Raw genomic sequence first — 26,861 nt, 5'->3', positions numbered from 1 at the left:
TCGTTCGCCCACTATACTCCTGACTTTGCGCTGTCGCACCGACGAAATCGAATATTCCGCGGCGCCCGAGTGGTGGCAGAACGGGCTCATGGCGCACGATGAGATGACATGGTCAGCGGCGATCGAAGGAGGCCCCCGATGCAGACAGACGAGAAGGCCTGCATCGTGCCGAACCTCTGGTTCGACGGCAGCGCTCGCGAGGCCGTCGACTTCTACCTCGAGGCGCTGCCAGACTGCCACGTCACCGACGTCTCGCACTATCCGCACGAGGGCCTGCTTCCCTTCCAGGAAGCCATGGCGGGCCAGGAGCTCACGATCGAGTTCACCGTCGCGGGCCAGAGGCTCGTCGCCATCAACGCCGGTGCGGAATTTCGTCCGAACCCGTCGATCTCGCTCATGCTGAACTTCGACCCCAGCGTCGACGCTCAGGCACAGGAGCATCTGCACCGCGTGTGGCAGGCACTCGGTCGTGGCGGCACAGCCCTCGCCCCGTTGGGCGAGACGTCGTTCAGCAGGTGTTTCGGGTGGATGCAGGATCGATACGGCGTGTGCTGGCAGCTGATCCTGACCGACCCTCGCGGTGCGCCTCGGCCCTTCGTGCTGCCGTCGCTCCTGTTCGCCGGCCCTCAGCGGGGAAGTGCCCTGCAGGCGATCGAGTACTACGTCGACGTGTTCAGACCGCGCGCCGAGATGGCCGGGCTCGGCACGGTCATTCCGCACAGCCGAACAGACAAAGATCCGACGGGCGACGCCAGCGCCGACGGGCTGCTGGAGTTCGCGGACTTTCAGCTCTGTGACCAGTGGCTCACGGCCGCAGACGACACCGGCAGTGCCGACTTCACCTTCAGCGAGGGTGTGTCTCTGCAGGTCGACTGCGCCGACCAGACCGAGATCGACCGTCTCTGGGCGCTGCTGTCGTCGTCGCCTGAGGCCGAGGCCTGCGGCTGGTGCCGAGATCGGTTCGGGGTGAGCTGGCAGATCGTTCCTGCGAACATCGGCGAGCTGATGCAGCGACCCAAAGCCTATGAACGACTTCTGGGCATGAAGAAGATCGTCATCGACGAGCTGCTGGCGCCGTGAGCGCACCGAGAGCCGTGAGCGCGCGGGTCATGCTCGATCGAGTGATTGACTCCGGAGCCCAACGGGCTGTGGCTCCGGCCGCGTCGCTCTTCGCCCGCGGCGCACTTGCCGGAGCGCTGCTCTCGTGTGCGACGGTGCTCTCATATGCGGCCACGACGCAGACCGGGCTGCCGCTGATCGGCGCTATCGTGTTTCCGATCGGGTTCGTGGTCATCATGCTGCTCGGTCTCGAACTCGTCACCGGCAACTTCGCCGTCGTGCCGCTGGCCATGCTCGCGCACCGCGCTCGCGGCCGTGACTTCGCGCGCAACGCGACATGGGTGCTGGTCGGGCACTTCGCCGGTGCCGGCGTCTTCATCTGCCTCTTCGCAGCCGGTGCCACGGATTTCGGCAGGACGCCCGAGGGTCACAGCGCGACATCCGCCGTCATCGCGATGATCGTGAGCACGGCAGAGACCAAGACGACCGGCTACGCCGCATTCGGCGCCCTGGGCGTCGCCGTGGTCTTCGTCAAGGCGATGCTCTGCAACTGGCTGGTGACGATCGGCGCGATGCTCAACTACGCGGCTGACGACACTGCCGGGCGAGTGCTGGCGATGTGGCTGCCGGTGACGATGTTCTATGCCCTGGGACTCGAACATGCGGTGGTGAACCTGTTCGTGATCCCGGCTGGCATCGTACTCGGCGCCGACGTCACCGCAGCGCAGTGGTGGGCGTGGAATCAGGTGCCCGCACTGGCCGGAAACCTGGCCGGCGCGCTGCTGCTCACCGTCCTTCCACTGTGGTGGGCACATCGGCGCGTCGTCTGATCCCGTCACCCCATGCCAAGGGCGTGCCACGACGTCGGCGACACGCAGGAAAGAGGGGTTTGCATGTTCACTTTCGAACGTTAGGCTAACGCGGTGACGATGACAGAGACTGTGACCGATCTGAACATCCGCCTGGCGACGATTGACGACGCTCAGGCGTGCGCCGAAGTGTACCGTCCGTACGTCGAACACACGTCGTTCACCTTCGAGACGATCGCTCCGACGACCGAGATGGTTGCCGAGCGCATGCAGGGAGCCCTCGAGCACTACGCATGGGTGGTCGCCGAACGCGACGGCCAGGTCGTCGGGTACGCATATGCGCACGAGTTCAGCGACAGACCCGCCTATGACTGGACCTGCGAAACCAGCGTGTACGTGTCGGTCGACGAACGCCGTGGAGGCGTGGGTCGTGCGATGTACGACGCCATGATGGATCGTCTGGCCGAGCGTGGCTACCGACGCGTCATCGCGAACGTGGTCAGCGAGAACGAGGCCAGCATCCGCATGCACAAGCGCATGGGGTTTCGTGAGGTCGGCCGCTTCGAACGGGTCGGCTGGAAGTTCGACGAGTGGCACGACGTCACCTGGCTTGAACTCGACCTCGACGACGATCATCCCGCCGAGGCCGGCATGGCCCGCCCCGCCATGCTGCCGAAGCACCTCTGAGACCCCTCTGACCTGGCTGGCACCGAACCGGCGCTGACCCCCTTCGGTGATTGCAGACGCACGGCTGCTGCTCAGACACGGCACAGCATCAGGCGGCACCCTGTAGTCGGGGACCGCATGCTGCGGCTCCCGGCAGGAGGAGTCATGCAGTTCAGCGAATTCGTGCAGGCGTATCACCGCGAAGTCCCACCGACGCACACTGCGACAGCTGGGGCAAGCCTCCCAGCGAAGACGCAGCGCGAACTCGACTCCATCATGGGTCAGGGGAGGGCCCACGCCGAGCGCTGGGGCGGTCTTCTGCACGACTGTCTCAGCGGCAGAGCCATCGGCATCTCGAAGCGTCAGCTCGATGCCGAGGCGCAGGCCTACCTGCGCTGGTTCGCCGCGGCCGGAGATCGACTCGTCGCGCTGTCAGTCGAGATCGCAAACGAGCAGGCGGCCTCTGAGGGCGACTGCTCTGGCGGGCCGGCTGAAGGAGTGACCGCATCTCAGCAGATCGAATCGGCGAAGGTGCTGCACGCGCTGACCGAATTCAGCTTTCACCGGCTGAACGCCAGATGTCTGCCGATGTGGAGCGCACTGCTCTTCGACGAGTGCACGCCACGAAGCATCCGCCGCACGGTGGCGCGGGCGCGGTTCGAACTCTCCAGTGACGTCCTGCTGTTCTCCGCAGTGCGCGAACAAGCCCTGGGCAGCATGGCCCAAGACGACGCTGAGACGAGACAGCTGCGCAGGTGGCACACGGGAATGCTCACAGAGATCGACGCGATGATCGCCCTGCTCGAAGTGTCGTGCCGGTCACCTCAGACAGTGGTGCTTCCCGCCCCGCCGCAGTTCGAACGATTCGCCGGCGGAGCGAACGCCGACATGATCGTGATCGACACCACAGCGCACGAAGTGATCGGCGTCCAGGTCAAATCGAGTCGCTCGTGGCGTCAGGCAGACCATTACGACGCCCGCCGCGTCGTCATGCTCGACGGCGTGCTGCACCTGGAGAACTCGCGAGTGATGCGTACCGACGCCCGACGATCAGACCGCCGGGCAGTCTCATGGCCGGGGCTCGTCGGCGCGCATTATCTTCGCGCGCTGCCGGTCGGCCGCGTCGAGAAGGGGTGGGCGACACGTCGCCAAGCACTGAACATGAAAATCGCCGCGCGACACTATGCCGGCGAGATGACCGATCGCAACGCCGAAGCGTTCGAGAACTGCGTACGACTGGTGCAGCAGGCACTCGGAGCAGGCGGAGCGACCGGGGTCACCGGAGCGACCGGACGGATGCGCGTCGGGGATGGAGCGCAAGGCCGCTCGACAGCGCCCGACTGTCTGAGGGCATCTCTGGCCTGAGCAGAGCCGACCGCCTGAAGAGCTGGCCGCCTGCACAGGGCTGGCCGCCTGAACAGAGCCGACGAAGATCGCCCGCCGCACAGCTGCTCAGTGAGCAGAGTGCGGCGGGCGATTTCGGTTCACCGTTGTGTGAGGTCGTAGACGGTCACTCCGTCGACGGTCTGAGCTGTGAAGTTCTGCTGCACCCACGACTCGATCTCAGAGGACGCCGATGACCCTCCGTTGGGCGCTCCCATGGAACCCCCGGCGATGTAGAAGTGGATCTCGCCATCGTCGACGTACTGCTGGAACAGCTGCAGCGTCGGGAACGGGTCGCTGCCGTTGAACCCGCCGATCGGCATGACCGGCACGTCGGCGGCGAGCTGATACGAGGCCGCGTTCTGCGACCCTGTCGTGGCTGCCGCCCACCGGAAGGCGGTGGAATCGCCTCGCAGCATCTCTGTGATCTGATCCGAGACCGTGGTGCCGCCGAGAAGCCCGCCGCCCATGCGGCCTTCGCTGCGTCCTCCGGCCGATCCTGCACTCGGCGGCTGGGAACCTGAGCCGTCCGGCGAGGTGCCCGGAGCGTTCGGTGCCGAGTCGGCACCGTCAGCCGCGCCTGCTCTAGGCTGCGGCATGCCTTGTCCGCCGCCCATGCCGCCGCCCATGCCGCCTCCCATACCGCCGCCTGGGCCTCGCATGCTGCCAGACTGCACGGCAGGGCCCGCGGTGATGATCGAGCCGGTGTACCCCTGCTGCACGGTGTAGATCGTGTAGCTCGTCGGCCCGGCGAGGCAGACGACGACTGCGGCGACTGCGCTGCGCACGGCCAGCTTTCGCGAATCGGGAACCCAGGCGCTGGCCGCCAGTCCGATCGCCGAGGCCGCGCCGAGCACAAGAACCGGCCAGCGAAGCAGACTCTCACTGCGGCCGAGCAGCACGAACGCCCAAACCGCCGTCACCATGACCGCCCCTGCCAGCACGATGGTCAGAGCGCGGCCGCGTCGTGCGCTCTCGCCGCGCATCCGCCACAGCTCAGCGGCACCGAGCCCGATGACGCCGGCGATGCCCGGTGCCAAAGCGACCGTGTAGTAGGCGTGGAAGATGCCGGACATGAAGCTGAACACCAGGAAGGTGACCAGCATCCAGCTGCCCCACACGATGACCGAAGCCCGCAGCGCGTCAGTTCGTGGACGACGCCACGTGAGCACGAGCAGCGTGACCATCAGAATGACCGCAGCAGGAATGAGCCAGGACGCCTGACCTCCGATCTCGCCGTCGAGCAGACGTGTGATCCCGGTCGAGCCCCACATGCTTCCCTGCCCGCCGCCTCCGCCGGGTGTGACCGACCCTGTCTCGTTGCCAGTGATGCGGCCGAGCCCGTTGTACCCGAAGGTGAGCTCGAGAAACGAGTCGTTCTGCGAACCGCCGACGTAGGGGCGCCACGACTCGGGGACGAGCTCGACCAGAGCCACCCACCATCCAGCGCTCGCAATGATCGCTGCGACGGCCAGCAGCCCGTCTCGCAGACGGCGTCGCAACGGCACCGGTGCCGCCAGCAGATAGGCTGCGGCGAACCCCGGCAGCACGACGAAGGCCTGCAGCTGTTTCGTCAGAAAGGCGAACCCGATGGCGACGCCGGCCCACAGCATCCATCGTGTTCTGCCGTCTTGCACGGCACGGACGACGAAGTACGCCGTGAGCGTGAGCAGAAAGACGAGCATCGCATCGGGATTGTTGTAACGGAACATCAACGCCACGATCGGCGTCGACGCGAATGCGACGCCGGCCAGCAGAGCAGCCACGGGGGTGGAGACCCGCCGCACGGCGGCATAGAGCACCGCTGTCGTCGCGACGCCCAGCAGAGCCTGAGGTATCAGCATCGCCCACGTGTTCAGCCCGAAAACCCGCACAGAGAGCGCCATGAGCCAGAGGAACGCCGGCGGTTTGTCGACAGTGATCGAGTTGCCGGCGTCTGAAGAGCCGAAGAGAAAAGCAGTCCAGTTCTCGGCGCCGGCCTGAACGGCGGCGCTGTAAAAGGCGTTCGCCCAACCCGACGCGCCGAGATTCCAGATGTATGTGAAGGCCGTCACCACCAGCAGGGCACCGAGCGCCGGGAGCTCCCACCGTGGGCGTCGCTGCCTCTCGGGCGCCCGCGTCTCGCTGACGGCGGCGGTCTCGGGGGTGGATGTGGTGGTCGTCATTTGTCTCCTCCGGAGATGATCGTAGGGTGTGAGGATCGGTCGTTCGAATCGGCTGCCGACGTCGAATCGGCGGGGTGCGGGCGGAAGACCCAGCGTCGAAAGAGCAGGAACTTCAGCAGCGTGGCGACAAGGTTCGAGACGGTGGCAGCCACGATCTGCACGAGGGGAGAGAACCCCTGAGTCAGCGAAAGCGCCACCGAGGTCAGTAGCCAGCACAGGGCGAAGACGAGCAGCCCCTGGCCCTGATGCCGCAGGGTGCCGGCACGGCTGCGCACTCCGAAGGTCAGTCTGCGATTGGCCTGGGTGTTGACGATCGTGCTCAGCAGCAGCGCCAGCAGATTGGCCGCCTGCGCGCTCATCATGGTCTGCAGCATCAGCAGCAGCACGGTGTAGAGGGCCGTGCTCGCGACGCCGATCAGACCGAATCGTACGAGCTGTCTGAGCAGCGAGCCGCTCTGCGTCTCTGGTGCGCTCGCGTCGGTCGACGCAGGTGCTCTTGGGTCTCCTGGTCGAACCGTGCGACGAATCGTCTCGAGCGGGATGCGACCGCGCACGAGCTCGGATCCGAGCCGCACGATGCCACCGAGGTCTTGCCTGACAGTCGCCGGGATGTCGACACGGCTGTCTGGATCGTCGACCCAGTCGACCGGAACCTCGTGAATGCGCAGTCCTGCCTTCTCGGCGATCACCAGCAGCTCGGTGTCGAAGAACCACTGTGAGTCGTGCACGTAGGGCAGCAGAGCCCGAGCTGCCTGCGCCGAGATCGCCTTGAACCCGCACTGTGCGTCTGAGAAGCGAACGCCGAGCGTGCCGTGCAGCAGCAGGTTGTACGAGCGTGAGATGAACTCTCGTTTGACGCCGCGCTTCACCCGAGAGGTGCGAGAAAGCCGTGTTCCGATCGCCAGATCGCTGTGCCCTGAGACCAGCGGTGCCACGAGCGGTGCGAGTGCGCGCAGATCTGTCGAGAGATCGACATCCATGTATGCGAGCACCTGAGCGTCGGCAGCAGACCAGGCGGTGGCCAGCGCGAGCCCTCGCCCCTTCTGATCGAGATGCACAGCGCGCACGGAGGGCAGACTCTCGGCCAGCGCGCCGGCGACCTGCCACGTGCCGTCTGTCGATGCGTTGTCGACGATGGTGATCGTCGTGCTGAACGGAAACCCCTCATCGAGAAAGGAGCGGGTGGTCGTCACCGCCCGCGCCAGCGAGGCCTCTTCGTTGTACACGGGAATCACGATGTTCAGCACGCTGTGCGGCGTCTGCGGCGGATCAGGGGCGCGCAGACGGTGTGGGTCGGTTGCCGGTCGGGTCTGGTCGGTCGTCATATGAACATGCTCGCGACGGTGCTTGTGATGCAGGAGGTGATTGTATGTGCAGTTCCGAGCAGCAAGCTGTGACAGTCTTGTCGGCGAGATTCGCCGCGACGCGCCGCGCCGCAGGAGTCGCGCGTCGCAGGCGAGGTGTGTAGGCTGAGAGCTACCGCGGGCGGTTGAGAGCGCCTGTATGGACGAGAGCGATGTAGGCAGTCGTCTCTCGGTCACATCGGTCGTCGAACGGCCGAGTGATTTCCCGCTCGGCCTTCGAAAGCAATCAACGGACGATCAGCACTCTCGGTGGCATGTGCGAATATGCCTCGGCGTCCGACGAGATTCGCGCGAAAAGGGCGTGCACAAGTCGTATGACAACGGTTGTCATACGCACACAGAAGAGCTTCGCGCCCACCGGGCCGCGAAAAATCGACAGTGCAGGAGTGCTGTCGAACAACGAAAGAAAGCAGTACAGCATGACAACCGGCACAGTCAAATGGTTCAACTCGGAAAAAGGCTTCGGCTTCATCGCCCCTGACGACGGCAGCGCCGACGTGTTCGCTCACTACAGCGCGATCACCGGTGACGGCTACCGTAACCTCGAAGAGAACCAGCACGTCGAGTTCGAGGTGACGCAGGGCCCCAAGGGTCTGCAGGCCGAGAACATCCGCAACGCCTGAGACAGGCGCAGTCGACTTCGTGAGTCGTGAACGATCGCACTGATCGCGCACGGCACACACCAAGAGGGCGTTCCCACTGATGAATTCAGTGGGAACGCCCTCTTTCGTCGTCTGACGACTACTGCTCGTCGAGATACTGCGTTGCGAAGACCGGCCGTGCGGCGTCCCAGCCTGCCGGATGGAACATCCCCGCGAGCACGTCGCGCTGGAGGCGACTGAGCTCGCTGCCGGCGTCATAGGCACGTGACCCGGACAGACGGATCGCATCCTGCACGACGTTCTTGGCCATCTCGACGGCGCGCAGCTTGCCGCCCACGAACCGGCGGGCCCAGCCTGCGCCGTGATCGACGAGGGCGTCGAACTCTCTGGTGTACGTCGCCAGCTGCGGCGGCACGGCTTCGTACTCCATCGCCATGTCGGCGATGCGCGCACGAAACTCCGGCACCTCGGCGAGCGACTCCGAAGCCTTTGCCGACCAGCGGCCGCGCAGCCCCTCGACGGCAAGATCGAGCGCCCGCGCGGCGAGCCCTGTGTAGACCGAGGCGATCAGCAGCTGGAAGTTCGCGTTGATGGCGAAGGTGAGCAGATCGGGGGAGGGGCCGACGGGAATGCTTCGGGTCATGCGGTCAGCGTGCACCAGCGCGTGATCGAGTCGCGTCGACCGGCTCTGGGTCGCGCGCATGCCCAACGGATTCCAGCCGCCCACGGGCTCGGCGCCGCCGTCTTCGCGATTGACGAACCCGTAGACCACTCGCGGGGCTTCCGGGTCGGTCTGGTCGAGCCCGTGCACCCCCAGCCGCGTCCAGACCGGGCCCAGTGAGGTGAACACCTTCGTGCCGGTGAAGCGATAACCGCCGTCGTCCTGGGGGTCGGCCTCGGTGGTCGACCCGAAGAGCACGAAGTCGTTGCCCGCCTCGCTGATGCCGAAGGCGAAGATCTCTCCCTCAGCGGTCTCTTCGAGCACGAAGTCGTGCGAGTGATCGCCGCGAGCGGCCATGGCGTGCGCCACACCCGTCCAGACCAGATGCATGTTGATGCCGAGAGCCGTCGCCGGTGCGGCCTGCGCCAGACGCTGCTGCAGCAGCGACACCTCGTGCATGCCGAGGCCGGCGCCGCCGAGTTCGGTGGGCACGAACGCCTTGAGATAGCCGTGTTCGCGCAGCTCGGCGAGATCTTCGTCGAAGAAGACGTTGCGCTCGTCGTAATCGGCGGCTCGATCATGGATGCGCTGCCAGAGATCGTCGGGCAGCAGCTGCTGCGAGATCTCGGCGAAGCGCGCCTCGCGGTCGCGGTGTGCGGTGTCAGTCATCGATTGCCTTTCGCATGGGTCGGCGGCCGGCTGGTTGCCCGGTCGTCTGGGTCTGGGTCTGAGTTTGGGGCTGAGCCTGAGTCTGGGGCTGGGCTTGAGTCTGGATTTTGGATTGGGGCTGAGCCTGAGCCGTCTGCGGATGCGAGCTCACGAGGTCTCCTCGGGAGAGTGCGGATGCGCGGCGCAGCAGCAGCGAGGCGTTATGCCCGCCGAAGCCGAAGGAGTTCGACAGCACCGTGCGCACGTCGACCGGCCGGGCCTGCCCGGTGACGATGTCGTGGTCGGGAAACGCACTCTCGTCCAGATTGATCGTCGGCGGCACCACACGGTCGCGCAGCGTCTGCACGGCGAACACCGCCTCGAGCACGCCCGAGGCGCCGAGCAGATGACCGGTCGACGACTTCGTCGAGGTGATCGGCACCTGCTGTGCCGCCGCGCCGAGCGCGCGGTCGAGGGCCTGCACCTCCATGCTGTCGTTGAGCGGGGTGCCGGTGCCGTGCGCGTTCACGTGATCGACGTCTCTGGGCGCGACGCCGGCATCCTGCAGACAAGCATCGATCGCCTGAGCCGCGCCGCGCGCCTCTGGGTCGGGTGCCGTCGCGTGCCAGGCATCGCTCGACGCCCCATAGCCGGCCAGCTCGGCGAGCGGGCGACCGCCGCGCGCCCGCAGACTCTCGCCGGATTCGAGCAGGACGGCCGCGGCGCCCTGCGCCATGACGAACCCACTGCGGGCGCGGTCGAACGGGCGGCAGGCGGATGCCGGGTCGGCCTCGTACCCGGCCGCCAGAGCCCGCATGCGTGCGTTGGCCGAGAGGTTCACCGCGTTGAGGCAGTCTTCCATACCCACGACGAGCACGGCATCGGCATAGCCGTGGCGGATGCGGCGCATGGCCTCGCCGAGTGCGACCGCCCCGCTCGCGCAGGTGGCCGAGAGGCCGACGGTCGGGCCGTGCAGGTCGTAGCGCATGCTGAGCAGGGCGCCGGCGGCGTCGGGCGCGCCGTGCATGGCGACGTACGGGGTGACTCCTCTCGGCCCGCGGGCGTCGAGCGCCCGGGTCTGCTGCTGCATCGTCTGGATCGGGCCAGATCCGGTGCCCACAATAATCTCGGCTCGTGGCGCGCCCGGCAGCCGACCAGCCGACCCGGCGTGAGCGAGGGCTTCGTCTGCTGCGGCGATCGCCCACCACAGCACCTGGCTGAGTCGGCGCGCCTCGTGCGGCGGCAGCACCGAGCTCGCCTCGAAGTCGCGAACCTGCCCGCCGATACGCACGGGCAGGTCGTCGTACGATCCGCCGCAGCCGTCAGGGCCGTGCAGCAGCCCGATGCCGCTGCGCCCCGCGAGCACCGCCTGCCAGGTGGTCTCGGCATCGAGCCCGCAGGGGGCCACGGCACCGAACCCGCTGACGAAGACCGGGCGGCGTGCGCCGTTCTGGGACGCGCTCACCGCGGGACGTGAGTTCGTGGACACATCTGCGCTCATAGCCGGGTGACCTCCGGTCCGTCGGCCTCGATCAGCTCAGTGGTTTCGGAACGCCGAACCTTGCCCCCGACGGTGCGCGGCAGCCGGGCGACGACGCAGAACCTTCTGGGCACGAACTGCGGAGCCAGACGCCGACGCAGCTCGCGGAGTAGCTCGGCCTTCGTTGGCAGCCCGGCCTTCGTGGGCAGCCCGACTGCGCCAGCATCCCGCTCATCGTGCTCGATGACGGCGACCACGATCGAGCCGAGCGTGCGGTCGGGCACGGCGACCGCGCAGCTGCGCTCGCAGCCCGGGATCTCGGCCAGGGCGCGTTCCACCTCGGGAAGGCTCACCTTGTGACCGCCGGTGACCACGATGTCGCCTGCGCGCCCGACCAGCTCGAGCGCGCCATCCACCAGCCGGCCCTGGTCGTGCACCGTCGCCCAGCCGGCCTCGTCGACGAGATGCTCGTCGGTGAGTGCGGCGACATAGCCGGCCGCCGTCGAGGGCACGCGAATGTGCAGCTCGCCGATCTGACCGTCGGGCACCGGCTGCCCGTGCGGGTCGCGGATGCTGATCTCGACGCCGTCGTAGAGATGGATGCGGGTGCCGTCGCCGCCGCGGCTGTCGCCGATGAATCCGATCTCGGCGGCCCCGTAGTAGCTGATCAGCGGCACACCGGGAAAGGCCTGCTGCACGCTCTCACGCACGCTCGCCGAGAGGTTGGCGCCACCGGTCACCAGCAGCCGCAGGTGCTCGGCCGCGGCCGGCTCGTGTCGTGCCGCCTGAGCGATGCCCTGCACCGCAGCCGGCACCGCCACGATGCGTTCGATGTGCTCGTCACGCATGCGCGAGACCAGCGGAATCGGCGAGAACGAGTCGCTCAGCGAGCAGGTGCCGCCAGAGGCGAGCACTTCGAGCAGGGCATAGAGCGTCAGACTGTACGAGATGGGCCCGGGCGCGAGGGTGCGCTCGCCGTCGAGCGCCTCGAGGTAGCGGCTCGAGACGGCGATGTTGTAGCGGTACTCGCGGCGGGTGCGGATGAAGCCCTTGGGTGCGCTGGTCGTGCCTGACGAGAACAGCAGCAGAAAGGGCTCGTCGCCGTCGCGGACGGTCGGTGCGCTCGCCGGCGGCAGGGTGCGTGTGAGCTCGTCGAAGGCTGCCGAGGTGATCACGGTGCCCGTCCAGTCGTGCAGCCGCTGCCGCAGCGTGGTCGAGTCGGTGATGACGATGGCCATCTGGGTGCGGTGGATGACGCGCAGCTGATGGTCGACCGGCCAGCGCGGGTCGATGGTCGCCGAGATCGCGCCGAAGCCCGCAAGACCGGCGATGAGACGCCCGGTCTGTGCGGCGTCGGTCAGGCAGATGCCGACGATGGGACGCCCCTGCGCCTCGGGGATGCCGGCTGTCGTCGCGTCTCGGTCGGGGCCCAGCAGATGCTCGACGGCGGCCTGCACTCGGGCTCCGTCGTCGACGAGCTGCCGGTAGGTCAGACGCAGACGGTCGCCGACGATCGCGAGGCGTTCGGGGTGCGAGGCCGCGACCTGCAGCATCGACTGAGTGATGGGCACGGTTTTCTCCTCGAAAGGTGCGCTGAGACGGGCGGCGTTCTGCCTCGATGACGCACACCTTACCCCAACGGCCGCTGCTGGCAGAGCGTCGTGCGGCGACTCGACGCCTGTGCTGTGAGAAGATGACGTCATGTCGACTCCCGAAGACTCTCTCTGGCTGAACAAGACCGTGGTGGTGGTGGCCGCACAGATCTCGCCGGGGCCGGATGAAGCCGAGAACCTGCGCATCATCGAGCGGTGCGTCGCCGAGGCGGCCCGTCGCCGAGCATCCCTCGTGGTCTTTCCGGAGTACGCCTCGTATTTCAGCGGTCGTCTCGGGGCAGACTTCGTCGCCCACGCGCAGCCGCTCGACGGCCCCTTCGTCTGTCAGCTCGCCGAGATCGCAGCGGTGCACGGCATCCACGTGGTCGCGGGCTTCGGCGAGGTCGACGACCAGGACGACCAGCGGCTGTGGAACACCGTGGTCGCGGTGTCGCCCAAAGGCGAGATCGAGGGCATCTATCGCAAGGTGCACCTGTTCGACACCTTCGGGCACCATGAGTCGCGGTATGTGCGACCGGGGCCGCTCGACGACCCGCAGACCTTCGAGGTCGAGGGCATCGTCGTCGGTCTGCAAGCCGGGTACGACCTGCGCTTTCCCGAGATCACCCGACGCATCGTCGACGCCGGAGCCGAGCTGGTGGCGGTGCCGTCGCAGTGGGTCGGCGGTTCGCTGAAAGAACTGCACTGGCGCACGCTGGCTCAGGCGCGTGCCATTGAGAACACCGTCTATGTGCTGGCTGCGGGGCAGTCGGTGCCCGACGGCATCGGACGGTCACTGATTGTCGACCCGATGGGCGTGGTGCTCTCGGCCACCGGTGCCGAAGACGCTCTGGTGCACACCGAGATCAGCCTGCAGCGCATCGCCCAAGTGCGTGCCACGAACCCGGCGCTGCTGGGCCGGAGGTTCGCCGTGACGATCGCCGACGAGTCTCAGCAGCGCTGACCGACGGTCAGTCGCACTGCCGCTGCAGGTAATCCTGGTTGGCTGTGATGCGGCTCCAGCCGTTCGACGCACGGTAGGTGATGTAGCCGTTCTGCGCCTTGCAGAAGGCGTGCAGCCGGATGTCTTCGCCGGCCGCAGGTGCGTCGGATGCGGTGCTCTGAGCGCTGGGGGAGTGATCGGCGTCCTGCTCGTCGGCATCGTGCTCGTCGTCGTGCGAGGTGTCGTATGCGGCCTGCTCCAGCGACTTCTGCGAGACCGCGGTCTCTTCGTCAGCACGCGCCTGCTTCCACTCGGCCAGGTCTGCGGCCAGCGCCGTCGCGCCGGAGCGTGCGGCATCCACCGTCTTGTCGAACAGGGCGGCGTCGACGTTCTTGGTGTCGGTCTGCATCAGTTTGCGCAGAGCGTCGCGGCGGCTCTCGACGTCGGGAATCAGCGTGCGCCCCACGTCGCTGGTCGCGTACTCATCGGTGGTGTGGGCGTCGGAGAGCACCTGGTCTGAGGCGCTCAGCACCTTTGGGGCGGTCTTGGCGGTCTGATCGCGCTTGAGCTGGGTCATGCCCTGGCGCAGCGTCGCCGTGCTCTTCGCGAGATCGCCGGCCTGTGCCTTCACCTCGTCGGCGTGGGTGCCGATCGCGTCGGCGTCAGATCGCGTGCTGCACGAAGGAACCGGCGTCGTGGTGGCACTGCTCGCCGCCGGCCGCAGCTGTGCGATGAGCGTCGTGCCATCGGGTGTGGCCGCGTACGCGGGGCCCTCTTCGTCAGCGGCCTCAGCGGGGCGACGGCTCGCGACGTCGGCGTCCGCGTCTGCCTCGTGCAGGGCGGTCTTCGCTGCGGCTGCCGCATCGGTGAGCGCCTTCTGCGCTTCGGTCAGAGAAGTCGTGGCTGACGCACAGCGGCCTTCATCGCTGCCAGCGCCTGTGCTCAGCTGATCGAGACCGCCGCCGTGCAGGTACCAGAGGTAGCCGCCGCAGACGAGTACGACGACGATCAGCGCGCTGGCGATCCACCAACCGCCGTTCGTGTGGCTCCTGCTTCTGGCTGCTTGGGCCATGTTCTGTGGTTCCTGTTCTCAGCTCGACATTGCGTGCGACACAGTGACGACCACCGAGTTTAGTCGGCTGGTGCACGGAGCGGTACTCGACCGGCGGCGACCATGCGCGATCAGCGGGCGACCTCGAAGCGGCGGTCGGCATCCCACGCAACCGCCCACCCGAGCGAGTCGAATACGCCGGCGAGCAGCATCGCGGTGAAGCCCCAGACCAGATGCCCGCCGAAGTGCGACGCGAGCCGGAACGCCGGGCCGTGATGCGTCTGGTGGCCGACCCGCAGCACCGACGTGCCACGATGCGTCGGGTCGATCAGCTCGGCGACGGGCACGCGGAACACCTCGGTCGACTCGGTGTTGTCAGCCGCGATCTCGCTCGGGCGGCGCCACCAGCCGATCAGCGGCGTGACCAGATTGTTGCTGACGGGAATGTAGATGTCGGGCAGCGTGCCCAACACATCGACGCCGGTCGGGTCGACGCCGGTCTCTTCATTGGCCTCGCGCAGTGCGGTCGCAGCCGGTGAGGCGTCGTCGGGCTCTGCGCCACCGCCGGGGAAGGCGATCTGGCCGGCGTGCGCGCGCATCGTGCTCGATCTGCGGGTGAGCAGCACGTCGAGTTCGGGCACGACGGGGTGGGCGTCTGTGGCGTGATCTGCAGCATCGACCGCGGCGGTCGCTCTGGCGGTGGCGGGTACCTCATCGAGCTGGCCGAAGAGAATGAGCACGGCCGAGCGGCGTGCGTCGGCCCTCGAGGTCCCGGTGCCCTGCGCGACGAAGGGGATGCGATAGCCGGGCCCGAACTGCGCCTCGAGCTGGTGCCGTGCCTGCTGGGCCAATGTGGTCATGATGACACCATAGGGCAGGGTGCGGCCGCGCCGTACGGTCGTGTACCCGGAGAGCAAGAGGTCTTGATTCGCGGGGGGCGTCACCATGAGCCATCGCTGTCAACCATGTCAATGGGGTGGTCGTGCGACAGGGCTCCGCTTAGAGTCGGTGGTAGAGACTTCATCCGGCATCTGACAGCACGCGGGCCGATGGGTTTCTCTGCGTAGCCTTCCACCTGCGTGGCGGGCGCGCAGCCTCCGCAGGACCACACGCAAAGAAAGGAGAGGACGGTGCCCAAACGATCATCCGTGCCCCAGCTGAAGGACGAGAAGCTCTACGAGCGTTTGCGTGACGATGGGGCGTCGAAAGAGAAAGCTGCCCGCATCTCGAACGCGGCGGCCAAGGACGGTCGGTCAAAGATTGGCAAGCGCGGTGGTGAAGCAGAGGACTACGAAGAACGCACCGTTTCGCAACTGCGCGAACGTGCGAAGGAGTTCGGCCTCACCGGTTACTCCAAGCTACGCAAAGCCGAGCTCATCCGTCTGTTGCGCGAGCACTGACTCGGGCGATCCTCGTCTCGATGAAATGAGCGACGAAACAACGGAGCAGACCATGACGAACACCGATCCGCGCTACAAGTATTCGTGGCCACCGCTACCGGAGCGGAATTAGCTGGACCAGCCGGGCTGACCGCCCGAGCAGATCACAGTGAGGAGAGTTGCTGCGGCAGTGCGAGACTCTGGGACAGTGGGCACTCATCACCGGCGGTGACTCTGGGGTCGGTCGCGCCATCGCGATCGCCTTTGCGCGGGAGGGGCCGATGTCGCGATCTCGTACCTGCCGCAGGAGGAACCAGACGCCGCAGAGACCGAACGTTACAGCGTAGATGCGGGGCGCAGGTGCCTCAGCCTGCCGGGAAAACCCCGGGAGGGCGCCACGCTCCTGCAATCGGTTTCTCCGTCATTGTGACCGCATCGATCCAGCCGTTCGATCCGGAACACGACCCGCTCGACTATGCCATGACGAAGGCCGCTCTCGTGCCCTTCATGAGTGCTCCTCGCTGAGGAGCAGGGGAGCGGGGTGTGCACATCAACGCGGCTGCCCCGGGAACCATTAGGGCGTCTCACATCCTGCCGAGGGCTAGGACGAGAACCAGCGTCGCTTCGACGAGAACACCCCGGACGGCCGCCCCGGCCAGCCCGCCGAGCGAGCGACCGCCTATGTCTACAAGGCCTCGGGAGAGGTCTCCTATGTCTCGGGTGCCATACTTCCAGTCACAGGTGCTCGGCCCCGTAGTGAGCATTCTCCGCAGTACGCTCGTGCGAAGGCGGTCAAGCAGTCATCACCCCTAGATCACCCCGAGGCGACTGAACAGGGGCAACGAGAAAACGCCCGTGCCGTGTGTTTGCAAGTGTACGGAGCGTTCTGTCCGGCGAGCTGACCGGATTTGAACCTGCGACCCCTTGGAGGATCCGGCCGATTTCCGGTCTCCGCCGATCATCTCGGGAACTCGCGGATTCCCTTGTGTTTACAGGGAACCGGGCGGTTCGCTTGGGTCGAGTGTAGCCGGTGGGTGGCGGGTCGTTGCGGGTGATCTAGGTGGGTTCTTGATGAGGCTGGCGTGGCGTGGCGCAAGCGCTAATGGCGACTTCGAGGCGAACTCAGGCTCACCGAGGACCTTGAAGTTATTGACATGATCTGTAAGCGGCGGCCACCCCAAGACATAGCTTGTCCTCCTGATTTACCAGTTGGGCTGTTAGTAAACGAGTGTTCTAGTCGACGTACCTGTGTGCCTTCCACGTTCATGCTTCGGGGACAGATACTCCAACACGCGACCTGCGTTCCATTGATCATCACTGGCTCCCATAGCACAAGGAAGCTCGGACCGATCAACCTAATTGCTTTCCGTTTTAGACTGAGCGTTGCGAGCACCTTCGCTCGGCTTGGATCTACTCCTCAGCGCCTGAGAAACTGCCTGCGGACTCTTTCCGAGCGTGGTTGCAATCTCTGTTCCGAGCATGCCAGCGTCCGATAGTATCTGATCAATATTCCGCGGACGCGGGTTCGCGAGGTCGGGCGTCCGTCGCAGGTGTTGATCCACTGCGATCGATAGCAAAGCACTTAGCTTTCGATCGATGCTTTGAATTGCCGAGATCAGTTCTTCGGTTTCAGTTTTCGCCATTGTCGCCTCATCTATTTGATTGCTTCTTTACTGACGATTGGAGAAGCCCAGTAGCGAGGGTCAGCGCAAAAGCGGCGGCGCGGCTCGCTGCGACCGGCTGCCATTCCTTATCTGCTTCAGTTGACTTCCCATCCACTACGTCCGATACCCCACGGACTACCATTGCGTTGATATCGGGGTACGCAGACATCGCTGCATGAAACCCATATCCCTCCATCTCGACCGCTAGTGCGTCCCCACAGTGCTGCTTGATCCATAGCGCAGTCGGGGCATCGGTGGCAGTCAACAGCCGCGGTCCAGCGGCGATTGGCTTGATGAGGGCACTGGGCACTGGGGCATTGGCGAGAGGGGGTTGACGCTTGATGAGTGGAATCCATGCTCGGGATGATGCGACCGCACGGGCACGCTGAACAGCCGCATAGGTCGCATTCGCCGTCTTGATCCTGGCTCGAACGAAACCGTCGCCTTCCTTCGCCGAAGAGTAGTCGTAGACGTAGTCCGCTGCAACAACATCACCGATGACGACGTCATCCTTAACCCCACCAGCAACCCCAACGAACAACGCAACCGCGGGCCTGAAGTGCTGGATGGCACGCTCAGTCTCCATTGCCGCGAAATCGTTCCCGGGTGCGGTTACGACTATTGCAACATCGAACATGAGCGATCCGTTGAATCGTCCAACCTGATATATGGACCCCGTGATGGGGTGTTCTACCTCACGAACGTCCTCGAGATACTCCGCCACTGCCTCTGCTTCTAGGCTCAGCGCAGTGACAATCATCACGGATGGGCTCACGATGCTGTGGCAATCGGTCTCGTCCTTGCGAATCGACGAAATTACTTCATTGGCGAAAGCGGCTGCTTCAGCCTTTGTGAGACCATTCGAGACACAGAAGGTCTCGGAAATATCGGAAGGCCGCACACTAGCCGATTCCGTGTACGATCGAACGACGACACCTGTTATCGACGAGGTACTGTCGTGAAAACCACGAGTCCGGCAGGCTCGCGCAAGCGCTTGAACCAAGGCCCGTTCATCGGCGGCACTCACAGTGTGAAGCCTGCCTTGAGAAGCTTGCGCTCGATGCTGAGTGCTGTAGCGATTTGAGTACGTCGATAGACCTTGCTCCCCGCTCGTCGATGATCAGGTGCTATCAGGTGATAGTCCTTGGCAAGCTTCTCAAGCTTGCGGGTGATCTGCGCAGCACTTCCGCCCTTGATTTTACGGGCCCCTAGACCAGCCACGATGGTGGCCTGCGTCGTAGCCCCGTCGCACATCAGAAAGATGATCCGCGCAGCCTCGTCTTTGCTTAGATAATCCAGAATCGCTTCGGACAGCTCCTCTCCGTTGGCACGCAAAAGTGCAGCTGTCATTGCCGAGACATCATCGAGCTGATTTCGCATTGCAGCGATCTCGGCTAACAGTTCCAAGCTTTCCGCCACTACTCGCCTTTGCTTTCAGAAAGCTTCTTGGCAGACTTTGCAGCTGCTTGTCGCGCTCTATTGATGGCGACCCTTACCGTGTCCGGCTTCTTACCAAGAATTGGGCCAATCTGAGCCGGGCGAAGACCTGCATCAGCAAGAAGTACCTCGGTCTTCCGACTGGCTGTCCGTAGAGAGTCGTGTTCTCTCTCATCCGCAAGCAACGCGACCAGAGCAGCAAGCAGAGCCTGCTGGCTAGCGGAGAACGCGATTTCCGCGTCTTCCTCTTCAATAGCAACCATTAATTATACCCTTCTCACAGCAGTCCAGTGCTCTTGTAGCTCATTGACGCACCGGCACCACGTGACATCAACGCGCGCTTCCCAATGAGGTCCGCGATGCGCCGTTGAACAGTACGCTTCCCGGATTCCGACACGCGCACAGCCTCATTGATTACTGTTGCCGAGGCTGTCCAGTCTTCACACGTGTCGAGGATTGCAGCAATAACTGGGTCGGAACGCAGGTCAGCTCGCGCGGTCTTGATTTCCTCCGCGTAGGCGAGCTGTACGGCGCCGAGCAAGAGGTCCATTTTGTCGAGCATCTCCTGCTCATACGGAGTAGTCATGCGTCACCCACATCCTTAGCACGCTTGTTTTTCTGAGCTGCTTCACGCCGAAGCGTTGAACGAACGCCTTCATATGTCTTTCCAAGAGACTCAGCAATCTCGGCCGGAGTGAAACCCGCAGAACTCAACACTGACTCGCTGCTTCGGAGACGGGGGAGACTAGCTGATCTTGCGCTGATTGCGTCGTCTCGCTCTGCCGCCATAAGAGCAAGTATCCCGGCCAACAGCTTCTCAGATTTGTCTTGCATGCCGGTAGACGGTGTTGACATTGATCCCCTAACTCGGACAGCTACGCCACTGTAAATCAAGTTATATCAGATCTTCTGGCGCTGAATCGAGTATTTCTGGATGTTCAACTTGATTGGAGCGCAAAGGCCAGTACGCGCGGGAATGGAGATGGCACCACATAAAGGGCACTCCTGCCGTGATACCGGTGAGCGGTATCCGAAACACACTCATCTAGCGATGGCGCCAGCAAGCTCATTACTTTTTCTCTGGACAGGTGAGAGCAGTCGGTACCGAGGCCCCTCGTCGAGAGAAGCTATTCACCCCAAACTCCGAAGAATCATGCACGGATGTCAGTACCTCACCGACGCTAAGCAGCGTGTCGGCACCACTGTCATCTTGGCCTAATGACCCACATATTAGATACCTTTCATCCTCGTTCATCTGCTCCGGAGGCTTTGTCCCCGGTGCTTGCTATTTCGTACGCCCGAGTCTCGACTATTCGTCAGGCAACGAAGGGCGGTGAGCTAGACGGCTTCTCTATCCCTGCCCAACTCCAGGCAAACCACAAGCAAGCACACGCACTTGGTGCTTTCGTCGCTGCCCAATTTGTCGATCGTGGGCGATCGGGGCGAAGCGCCGACCGGCCCGGGCTCCAACGGATGCTCACTTACCTGCGAGAGCATCCGGTCGACTATGTCATTGTGCACAAGCTCGACAGACTCGCCCGTTCTCGCGCCGATGACATCGCGATCACCCGAGCAATTCACGACACTGGAGCTCGTCTCGTCTCGAGCACGGAGGACATCGGCACGACGCCGAACGGCGCGCTATTGCACGGGATCATGGCGTCGATTGCCGAGTTCTACTCGCGTAACCTTGCGCAGGAAGTCATGAAGGGCATGCGCCAGAAGGTTATCCAGGGAGGGACGCCGAGTCGCGCACCGATCGGGTATCTCAATGTCCGACGAAAGACGGATGATGGTCGGGAGTTTCGAACCGTCGTGACCGACTAGGAACGAGCGCCGCATGTTGCTTGGGCGTTCGAGGCGTATGCGACAGGCAACTGGAGCGTCGCTCAGCTCGTAGCTGAACTCGAGAAACGCGGCTTAAGAACACGCCCAACCCCGGCGCGACCGGCTGCTATTCCCACAGTGACGAGCTTCCATCGGGTGCTGACCAACCCGTACTACAAGGGCATTGTCACAATGAACGGAGCTCAGCACGCTGGATCACATGAACCGCTCGTCTCGACGACGACTTGGGACACGGTGCAACGACTCCTCGAGGCTCGACGCAGCGGCGAACGCAGTCGCATTCATACGCATTACCTCAAGAGCACGGTCTACTGTCTCAACTGCCGCTGGCGTCTCATCGTTCACAAGGCCCGTTCGCAGAGCGGCCGCATCTATGACTACTTCGTCTGCTCCGGTCGGCAGTCTGGCATTCCACGATGCACACAGAGTGCGTTGCCAATCGCAAACGTCGAACGCCGCGTCGAAGGCGCGTATTCGACGATCGAGATTGACGACCGTCGACTACGGAAGATCAAGCAGGCGCATCAGCTGCGCGTCGCGCTTGACGCTGATGCCCGAGAGCAACACTGTGTCGAACTCGACGAACAATCGACACTTCTGGCCTCGCACCAGGCAAAGCTACTCGATCTCTACTACTCAGATGGCATCGCCCGCGAGACGCTCGTGAGAGAGCCGAAGAAGCTGTCGCAGACGCTGTCTCGGGTCAGCGAAGAACAAACCCGGCTCGGGGAGGCTGCGGCTACTGCAGTGCGACGTGTATCGGCGCTCTTGGAACTCCTGAACGACGCGCATGCGCGATACCTCGCTGCAGCGCCAGATGCGCGGAAGCAGATGAACAACGCATTGTTCAACCGCGTCCTCATCGGCCCAGGCGATGAAGATCTGCGCGTCGAACTGCGGGATGAGATCGCCGAGGTCCTAGCTGAGTAAAGCCCCACGGCAGGCGTTCCCATACCGGATTTGGGTGGGCCTTCCCAAGCGATTCTCAAACAAGCGTCCGGCGCTGAAATCGTTGATCTCCCGTGTTCTCAAGGGCTCTGAGCAACGCGGATCGCGGAACCGAACCCCAAAGAGACACGATTCGCGGGGTGCGGTCGCGAAAAATCCGGCGAAGTCTCAAGCACGGTTGACCACCGATCAGCGCGTGGCCCTCGACGTGATCTACGCCACGGACGCTCAATACCCGCAGATCCCATATGGGAGTAAGGCTCGAGGGGTATCAGCCGTTCCCGCTGTATCTGTCGACATCCCGGACATTGCGTGCACGTCTGCGTGCACACTTTCGGTGGCAAGAAGAGTACCGAACGGCCCCAAGACGAGATGCTTGGAGCGTGAGCGTGACTGTGGAATACACCGTGGGAGCTGCGTCCACGTGAGTGTATCTGAGGTCAGCCTTCGATCCCGGGTTTGACAAGGATCGTGGTTGATGGATCGACGTCGGGTGCCCAGGCAAGCGTCGGCAAGTCGGTGCTCTCCAGGCCTGCAAGTTCAAGAGCTGCTTGACCTGACAGATGGGAAGAGTTGATGGACTGCCCGTTTGCGACTGCCGCATAGAACTGTGCGGCGTAGTTGATCGCATCGGCGTCTTCAATGCTGTCAGCCATCCCGATAGCGAATGGCACGACTTGCTCCACCAGTTCGTCGATCTGGGCTGCGGAACGGCAGGAGTTCAGAAGGACGAGGAGCGGAGGATCGTCGGTTGAGCTGATCGCTCGAGCGAACGCTCGCGCTGTCACGACTACTCCCTCATGAAGTTCGTCTACTTCGTCCTCGAAGACGATCAAGTCATTGTTACTGTGACCCGAGAAGTGGACCACGTGAGGACGGAACTTCGTAATGCCGTCCAACAAGTCAGCCGTGGTTGCTGCAGGCCGGACGTCAAGTTCGATTTGGTCCCGATGTAGCGCGGACCCAACGGCAGCGCGGATGCGCTTCTGTTCGCGCCCCACGCGGAGGTCGCCTTCAGCGGAGGCACCCAGCATGAGTACTCGGAGCTTCTCGGGTTTGGGCATTGGAAGGTGACGCAGCGCGCTGTTGACGGCTACTTCGGCACCGCTGATCCTCAATTCAAACTCAGCCCGTTCAGCCGCCGCGCGACGGTCGGCCCGCTGCTGCTCGTTCTTGCGACGCCGCTCGGCGGCATCGGCCTCTGATTGTTCGGCACGGGAGAGCTTGGTCTGTAGCGCGGCTTCCTCTTTGGCATAGCCGGCCGCACGGGTCTGCCAGCGACTTGCCTCCTTGCCTGCAGTCTCAGCTTCCTTCTCTCGTCGCTCGGCTTCTCGCAACTTGCTGCTGAGTGTGGAACTGCTCGTGGTCTTTGCAGCAGCCTGCCTTGCTTTAGCGGCATCAGCACGTTTCGAAGACTCCTTCGACCGATACTCGCCCGCCTTCTTGTCCGCTTCGATCCGTTGCTTGCGCTTGCGGTCCAACTGTCCACGGTATTGACTTGCGCTCATCCTGACGTGCTCCTGCTTCGTTTGCTCTCGTGTCGTCTACAACGCTAGATCGAACCACCGACATTTCCGGCTGGCGGCAAGCGATCAGGACTTTTGAGGTACGGGTGTGAATGCGAGTGCGACCACTGATGCTGGCACGAGTACGAGTATCAGCGCCGCGAGTACGACTATGACTTGCGACAGCTACACAAGAACATCCGATGCCGAGGGATTTCGGCGGAAACGAGAGCACGCCGTTCGCCCTCAAAAACGCCGTTGTCATCGCCGGTGGCGCAGCCCTAGTCATCAGCGCGTCAAAGATCTTCGGCGAGAAGGGCTTCGACGCCGAAACCGGAGGCGAAGGTGCGGACGAAGCTCCATCCGAGCTGCCACAGTCGACGATCAAGCTGTCGGCAGCGCCGGCCCCTCCCGCGCCCCGCTCGCTGTCTCATGCTGGCTGGTACCAGGACGGGCGCTCGGAACTATTGAGGTGGTGGGACGGCGACACTTGGGCCAATCACTTCTAGCCGACGGCCAAGCAGACTGCAGCGGTCACCCCCGCTGTCCCCGCAGGCTGGTACCACGACAGCCAGGGCCGCAGCCGATGGCGGAACGGCCGCAGCTGGACTCAGCCCGTCCAGCAATGCGATGTACTCGCAGGGTCGTTGCTCAGAGCATCGCCTGCACCGACGCCGGGTGCTCGTCGAGCTAGAAGCCGTCGACGTTTACTAATGTCAACCTTTTCGAGGCCTCACTCCACCGGGCGTTCCTCGCCGGCACGGAAGTACCCACCGCTCCTGAACGCCTCCGACGCGCCCGCCCAGTCCTCGGGGCGGCTGATACTGAGTAGCTTGTGCTGCTGCGCGTGCGTGCTGTCGTAGGGGGTGTCGGCGTCGAGCTTCATCCGGCTGTGGTCCTTGATCAGTAGCATCTCCACCACCTGCGCGGCGGTCCGCAGGTCGTCCGCGATCGTCCCCGCGTCGACGTCGCTCGGGCTGAGGATCCTCCCATCGGAGTCGAGGTCGACGTAGAAGCCGAGCATCTTCTCCTCGTTGGCGGCCTTCCCGGCGGCCTTCGCCTCGGCGTCGCGCGCGGCGAACCAGGCGTCCCGGTCGGCCTGCGTGCCGTCGACGGGGGCGTCCTCGTAGAGCGACCCGTAGTCGCCCCAGAACGCCTCGAGTTCCTGGCCGAAGACGAACGCCGCCATGTACTTGACCGCGTGCTTGCGCCCGTCCGAAGCGAGGCGCTCGACGGCCTGCGGCTCGTCGCTGCCGCTGCTCCATGCGGACTCGAACGTCTCGTACAGCCACAGCGCCTTGCCCAGCTCCTCCTGGGCAAGCACGGTCAGAGAGCGCGCCCTGCCGAACGAGCCGTGTTCGAGCAGCAGGTTCGCGTCGGTCACGAGGTTCGTCGCGTTGTCCGTCAGGGATTTCCAGAAGCCTCGCGCGGCGGCAGGGGTCAGTTCCATGCCACAAGTATGCGGTCGACCCAGGACAGCGGACCGGCTAGGACGTAGCCTCCTCGAGAGGTTGATCGTCGTCACCGACCTCTTCCAGCGCGGCATCGCTGTGAAGGTACTCGACGGCATCGCGCAGGGCGAGCATACCGAGCGGAGCCTGATTCTTGATCTGGCGCTCGCGCTGGCCGAGGATCGTCGGCGCGACGTCGTGCACAAGACCAGGCTCGGGCTGGACGCAGCACGTGCCCGCGGCAAGGTCGGGGGTCGACCTTGGGTGGTCGATGACGACAAGCGAGCGGTGATCCTCGCTCGCCGCGAGAAGGGCAAGTCGATCCGGGTGATCGCCTCAGCCGTTGACGTCTCCGTCGGGACCGTGTCGGGCGTGCTAGCAGAGGCCGCGACCGGCTGGTTCTCAGAGCAGCGACCGAAGAGCGATATGGTTCTGACATGAGCACACCAGACAGACTTGTCACTGCAGGCGGCGTCGTTGTCGGCCTTGGGGGCGCATTAGGGGTGGCCTACTACATCTACTCGCTTGAGAACGACCTTTCTTTTTGGTCTTGGCAAGGTGTCGTCGCTCTTGTCGTGACAGGACTTGGCCTGATCCTTCTCGTAGCGGGACTCCTTCGATGCGATACGCCTTCCGCTGCTCAACGACAACGCGGCGGCAAGGCGTCGACTAATTACCAGGCAGGAAGAGACATGACGATCGGTCGGAGCGACGATGCAGATGGGTAGGCGCGATCAGGCGCAAGAAGCCGGTGACAATTCCACCAACTATCAAGCGGGCAAGGATATTCATGTGCACGGCCTTTCGATCGACGAAGCCCGCACTGTCGCGCTTGACGTGTTTAGGAGCAACGCGCTCGAACTTGCCGGCGTTGCCCAGACACTGGCCGTAGCGCGCGCTGAGCAGCTGACCAATGAATTTCTGACCAAGCTTGAAACAGTAATACCCGAGCGGGTCGATCAACTTGCGGATCCCGACGTCCAGAGCGTCGTCTTCCAGGCGCAGAAGGAGTTCGCTCGCTCCGGTGAAGACGAGCTTCGTGTGGCGCTCGTGGATCTCTTGGCGGCACGCGTTGGTGAGGAGGATCGAAACCTACGAACTCTGGCGCTCAACGAGGCTATTGTGTCAGCACCGAAGCTGACCGAGAAGCAACGACGAGCGATCGCTTGGGTCTTCTACTTGAGGTACACGCGACCCACAAATATCGGTACGCCTGAGGACTACTACTTGCGGTTGAAGAATGAAGTTTCCGCTCTCGGAATCTCACTCCCTACGGGCCACGCAGACTACCAGCACATCGAATACGTCGGCGCTGGATCGCTGAGTATCTCGAGCCACAGCTTCGCCAATGGGATCATGTCGGGCGTTGAAGGCCTCTACACCAAAGGTTTCGCCGAGAACGATATTGATGCGGCCCTGCTGACCGAACTGCAGGCATGCCAATTCGTGATTCCGGCGTTGCGAGATCAGAGCCGCTTTCAGTTGAACCTTCTTGCGGATGAAGATCTCGAGAAGCGTGCCACAGTGCTCGGGCTCGAAGGACGGATCCCAGACCTGAAAAATGTGGTTAGTCTCGGGCGCATGTCAGAGGGGGAGGTGTCGGACGAGGTAGTCGCGAGAGTGCCAGAATTCAGCACCCTTCGTGATACATGGGATGATGACAAGACGGGGCTTCGATCGTTGACGCTGACGTCGGTTGGGTTGGCGCTCGGTCACGCGTACTGGACGCGGTTGACCGGCAGCAATGCTTCGCTGGAGATCTGGCTGCCGTAGGTCGTCGCGCGAAGCACGGCTTGACTTGAACCTACGACGTCACGTGTGCTGGAGGTCGTCGAGACTGCTCTAAACCTCGCTGTCCGACGTTCAACTAGCGGGCACGTCCTGCACCGACGCCGGGTACTCGTCGAAGCCGGCTAGCCGCGATGGGCTGACAGTCTGCTCCAGCGCGTGCAGGTTTGGGAAGCGTTCATGCACCAGCTAGAAGCGTCCATGCGAGAGCAGCACCGCTTTGAGTAGGCACCGGCTCTCCCCGACATCAGCGCCACGTCGATCGCCGCCAGCTCCTCGTCGCGGACGCCGGTCTTCCGGGACTGGACGAGGACTGAGCGACGCGCTGGGTCAGCAGCTTGCTGCTGCATCGGGCCGACGTACTCGGCGAGGCGGTCGAGGTAGCGTCAGAGCGCGTAGAAGTCGACGGTCGACCAGT

General features: G+C 64.1%; 25 protein-coding genes and 1 pseudogene. 13 read left to right on the top strand and 13 right to left on the bottom strand.

The window, feature by feature from the left end:
- Positions 1–138 precede the first annotated feature (138 nt).
- From F8O07_RS08700 to F8O07_RS08685, 4 genes are all read left to right on the top strand, one after another.
- Entirely contained in the window at positions 139–1,080 is a 942-nt protein-coding gene (locus F8O07_RS08700) for a VOC family protein (RefSeq protein WP_158031662.1), read from the top strand.
- A complete protein-coding gene (locus F8O07_RS08695; RefSeq protein WP_158031661.1) occupies positions 1,077–1,889 on the top strand; it encodes a formate/nitrite transporter family protein in 813 nt (270 codons plus the stop codon). Before F8O07_RS08700 ends, F8O07_RS08695 begins: the two co-directional genes overlap by 4 nt.
- 99 nt (positions 1,890–1,988) lie before the next feature.
- Positions 1,989–2,555, top strand: a complete 567-nt coding sequence (locus F8O07_RS08690) for a GNAT family N-acetyltransferase (RefSeq protein ID WP_158031867.1) — start codon at positions 1,989–1,991, stop codon at positions 2,553–2,555.
- Between the two features lie 144 nt (positions 2,556–2,699).
- Complete coding sequence (locus F8O07_RS08685; RefSeq protein WP_158031660.1) at positions 2,700–3,899, top strand: hypothetical protein; 1,200 nt, start codon at positions 2,700–2,702, stop codon at positions 3,897–3,899.
- Positions 3,900–4,018: 119 nt separating this feature from the next.
- Here F8O07_RS08685 and F8O07_RS08680 read toward each other — a convergent pair whose 3' ends face one another.
- Both F8O07_RS08680 and F8O07_RS08675 read right to left on the bottom strand, forming a co-directional pair.
- The gene (locus F8O07_RS08680) at positions 4,019–6,082 is read right to left on the bottom strand and encodes an ArnT family glycosyltransferase (RefSeq protein WP_158031659.1); all 2,064 of its coding nucleotides are present in this window, start codon (positions 6,080–6,082) and stop codon (positions 4,019–4,021) included.
- Positions 6,079–7,407, bottom strand: a complete 1,329-nt coding sequence (locus F8O07_RS08675) for a bifunctional glycosyltransferase family 2/GtrA family protein (RefSeq protein WP_158031658.1) — start codon at positions 7,405–7,407, stop codon at positions 6,079–6,081. Before F8O07_RS08675 ends, F8O07_RS08680 begins: the two co-directional genes overlap by 4 nt.
- Positions 7,408–7,865: 458 nt before the next feature.
- Here F8O07_RS08675 and F8O07_RS08670 point away from each other — a divergent pair, with 458 nt between their 5' ends.
- Positions 7,866–8,069: a cold-shock protein gene (locus F8O07_RS08670; RefSeq protein ID WP_158031657.1), complete on the top strand. Its 204-nt coding sequence runs from the start codon at positions 7,866–7,868 to the stop codon at positions 8,067–8,069.
- 118 nt (positions 8,070–8,187) lie between these two features.
- Here F8O07_RS08670 and F8O07_RS08665 read toward each other — a convergent pair whose 3' ends face one another.
- The 3 genes from F8O07_RS08665 to F8O07_RS08655 are packed head-to-tail and all read right to left on the bottom strand — an operon-like array spanning position 8,188 to position 12,408.
- Positions 8,188–9,378, bottom strand: a complete 1,191-nt coding sequence (locus F8O07_RS08665) for an acyl-CoA dehydrogenase family protein (RefSeq protein ID WP_158031656.1) — start codon at positions 9,376–9,378, stop codon at positions 8,188–8,190.
- Positions 9,371–10,846 carry a beta-ketoacyl-[acyl-carrier-protein] synthase family protein gene (locus F8O07_RS08660; RefSeq protein WP_225733233.1) on the bottom strand — a complete coding sequence of 492 codons (1,476 nt, stop codon included), beginning with the start codon at positions 10,844–10,846 and terminating at the stop codon, positions 9,371–9,373. Before F8O07_RS08660 ends, F8O07_RS08665 begins: the two co-directional genes overlap by 8 nt.
- A gap of 8 nt (positions 10,847–10,854) precedes the next feature.
- Positions 10,855–12,408 carry a class I adenylate-forming enzyme family protein gene (locus F8O07_RS08655; protein ID WP_158031655.1) on the bottom strand — a complete coding sequence of 518 codons (1,554 nt, stop codon included), beginning with the start codon at positions 12,406–12,408 and terminating at the stop codon, positions 10,855–10,857.
- A 130-nt stretch (positions 12,409–12,538) separates the two neighbouring features.
- On the opposite strand from F8O07_RS08655, the gene F8O07_RS08650 reads away from it, so the two are divergent.
- Positions 12,539–13,393 (top strand): carbon-nitrogen hydrolase family protein, encoded by an 855-nt coding sequence (locus tag F8O07_RS08650; protein WP_158031654.1) that lies wholly within the window; start codon positions 12,539–12,541, stop codon positions 13,391–13,393.
- 7 nt (positions 13,394–13,400) lie between these two features.
- Here F8O07_RS08650 and F8O07_RS08645 read toward each other — a convergent pair whose 3' ends face one another.
- Positions 13,401–14,444: a hypothetical protein gene (locus F8O07_RS08645; RefSeq protein WP_158031653.1), complete on the bottom strand. Its 1,044-nt coding sequence runs from the start codon at positions 14,442–14,444 to the stop codon at positions 13,401–13,403.
- A gap of 110 nt (positions 14,445–14,554) precedes the next feature.
- Positions 14,555–15,283: an NUDIX hydrolase gene (locus tag F8O07_RS08640; RefSeq protein WP_158031652.1), complete on the bottom strand. Its 729-nt coding sequence runs from the start codon at positions 15,281–15,283 to the stop codon at positions 14,555–14,557.
- Between the two features lie 270 nt (positions 15,284–15,553).
- Here F8O07_RS08640 and F8O07_RS08635 point away from each other — a divergent pair, with 270 nt between their 5' ends.
- Positions 15,554–15,823 (top strand): Rho termination factor N-terminal domain-containing protein, encoded by a 270-nt coding sequence (locus tag F8O07_RS08635; RefSeq protein ID WP_158031651.1) that lies wholly within the window; start codon positions 15,554–15,556, stop codon positions 15,821–15,823.
- 1,629 nt (positions 15,824–17,452) lie between these two features.
- Here F8O07_RS08635 and F8O07_RS08620 read toward each other — a convergent pair.
- The 4 genes from F8O07_RS08620 to F8O07_RS08605 form a co-directional block, all read right to left on the bottom strand.
- On the bottom strand, positions 17,453–18,226 hold the full coding sequence (locus F8O07_RS08620) for a 5'-methylthioadenosine/S-adenosylhomocysteine nucleosidase (RefSeq protein ID WP_192496716.1): 774 nt from the start codon (positions 18,224–18,226) through the stop codon (positions 17,453–17,455).
- 263 nt (positions 18,227–18,489) lie between these two features.
- Positions 18,490–18,885, bottom strand: a complete 396-nt coding sequence (locus F8O07_RS08615; RefSeq protein WP_158031648.1) for a hypothetical protein — start codon at positions 18,883–18,885, stop codon at positions 18,490–18,492.
- A complete protein-coding gene (locus tag F8O07_RS08610) occupies positions 18,885–19,166 on the bottom strand; it encodes a hypothetical protein (protein WP_158031647.1) in 282 nt (93 codons plus the stop codon). The genes F8O07_RS08615 and F8O07_RS08610 overlap by 1 nt, the downstream gene beginning before the upstream one ends.
- Positions 19,167–19,180: 14 nt before the next feature.
- Entirely contained in the window at positions 19,181–19,489 is a 309-nt protein-coding gene (locus F8O07_RS08605) for a hypothetical protein (RefSeq protein WP_158031646.1), read from the bottom strand.
- Between the two features lie 632 nt (positions 19,490–20,121).
- On the opposite strand from F8O07_RS08605, the gene F8O07_RS08600 reads away from it, so the two are divergent.
- Positions 20,122–20,730: a recombinase family protein gene (locus F8O07_RS08600; protein WP_158031645.1), complete on the top strand. Its 609-nt coding sequence runs from the start codon at positions 20,122–20,124 to the stop codon at positions 20,728–20,730.
- Positions 20,731–20,745: 15 nt separating this feature from the next.
- A pseudogene (locus tag F8O07_RS08595) lies at positions 20,746–21,681 on the top strand (recombinase family protein); the annotation flags it as partial.
- A 458-nt stretch (positions 21,682–22,139) separates the two neighbouring features.
- Here the strand turns inward: F8O07_RS08595 and F8O07_RS08590 are convergent.
- Positions 22,140–23,207 carry a hypothetical protein gene (locus tag F8O07_RS08590; protein ID WP_158031643.1) on the bottom strand — a complete coding sequence of 356 codons (1,068 nt, stop codon included), beginning with the start codon at positions 23,205–23,207 and terminating at the stop codon, positions 22,140–22,142.
- Between the two features lie 200 nt (positions 23,208–23,407).
- Here F8O07_RS08590 and F8O07_RS08585 point away from each other — a divergent pair, with 200 nt between their 5' ends.
- A complete protein-coding gene (locus F8O07_RS08585; RefSeq protein ID WP_158031642.1) occupies positions 23,408–23,713 on the top strand; it encodes a DUF2510 domain-containing protein in 306 nt (101 codons plus the stop codon).
- Positions 23,714–23,937: 224 nt separating this feature from the next.
- On the opposite strand, the gene F8O07_RS08580 is transcribed toward F8O07_RS08585, so the two are convergent.
- Positions 23,938–24,654, bottom strand: coding sequence for an AbiV family abortive infection protein (locus F8O07_RS08580; protein WP_158031641.1), 717 nt, complete (start codon positions 24,652–24,654; stop codon positions 23,938–23,940).
- On the opposite strand from F8O07_RS08580, the gene F8O07_RS08575 reads away from it, so the two are divergent.
- The 3 genes from F8O07_RS08575 to F8O07_RS08565 are packed head-to-tail and all read left to right on the top strand — an operon-like array spanning position 24,653 to position 26,428.
- Complete coding sequence (locus tag F8O07_RS08575; protein WP_158031640.1) at positions 24,653–25,096, top strand: recombinase family protein; 444 nt, start codon at positions 24,653–24,655, stop codon at positions 25,094–25,096. The genes F8O07_RS08580 and F8O07_RS08575 overlap by 2 nt on opposite strands.
- Positions 25,093–25,383, top strand: a complete 291-nt coding sequence (locus F8O07_RS08570; protein WP_158031639.1) for a hypothetical protein — start codon at positions 25,093–25,095, stop codon at positions 25,381–25,383. Before F8O07_RS08575 ends, F8O07_RS08570 begins: the two co-directional genes overlap by 4 nt.
- The gene (locus F8O07_RS08565; protein ID WP_158031638.1) at positions 25,370–26,428 is read left to right on the top strand and encodes an LPO_1073/Vpar_1526 family protein; all 1,059 of its coding nucleotides are present in this window, start codon (positions 25,370–25,372) and stop codon (positions 26,426–26,428) included. The genes F8O07_RS08570 and F8O07_RS08565 overlap by 14 nt, the downstream gene beginning before the upstream one ends.
- Positions 26,429–26,861 lie beyond the last annotated feature (433 nt).

Origin of the sequence: Pseudoclavibacter sp. CFCC 13796 (genome assembly GCF_008831185.1) — a bacterium.
Classification (GTDB): Bacteria; Actinomycetota; Actinomycetes; order Actinomycetales; family Microbacteriaceae; genus Pseudoclavibacter_A.
This window is presented reverse-complemented; position numbering and strand designations above follow the sequence as displayed.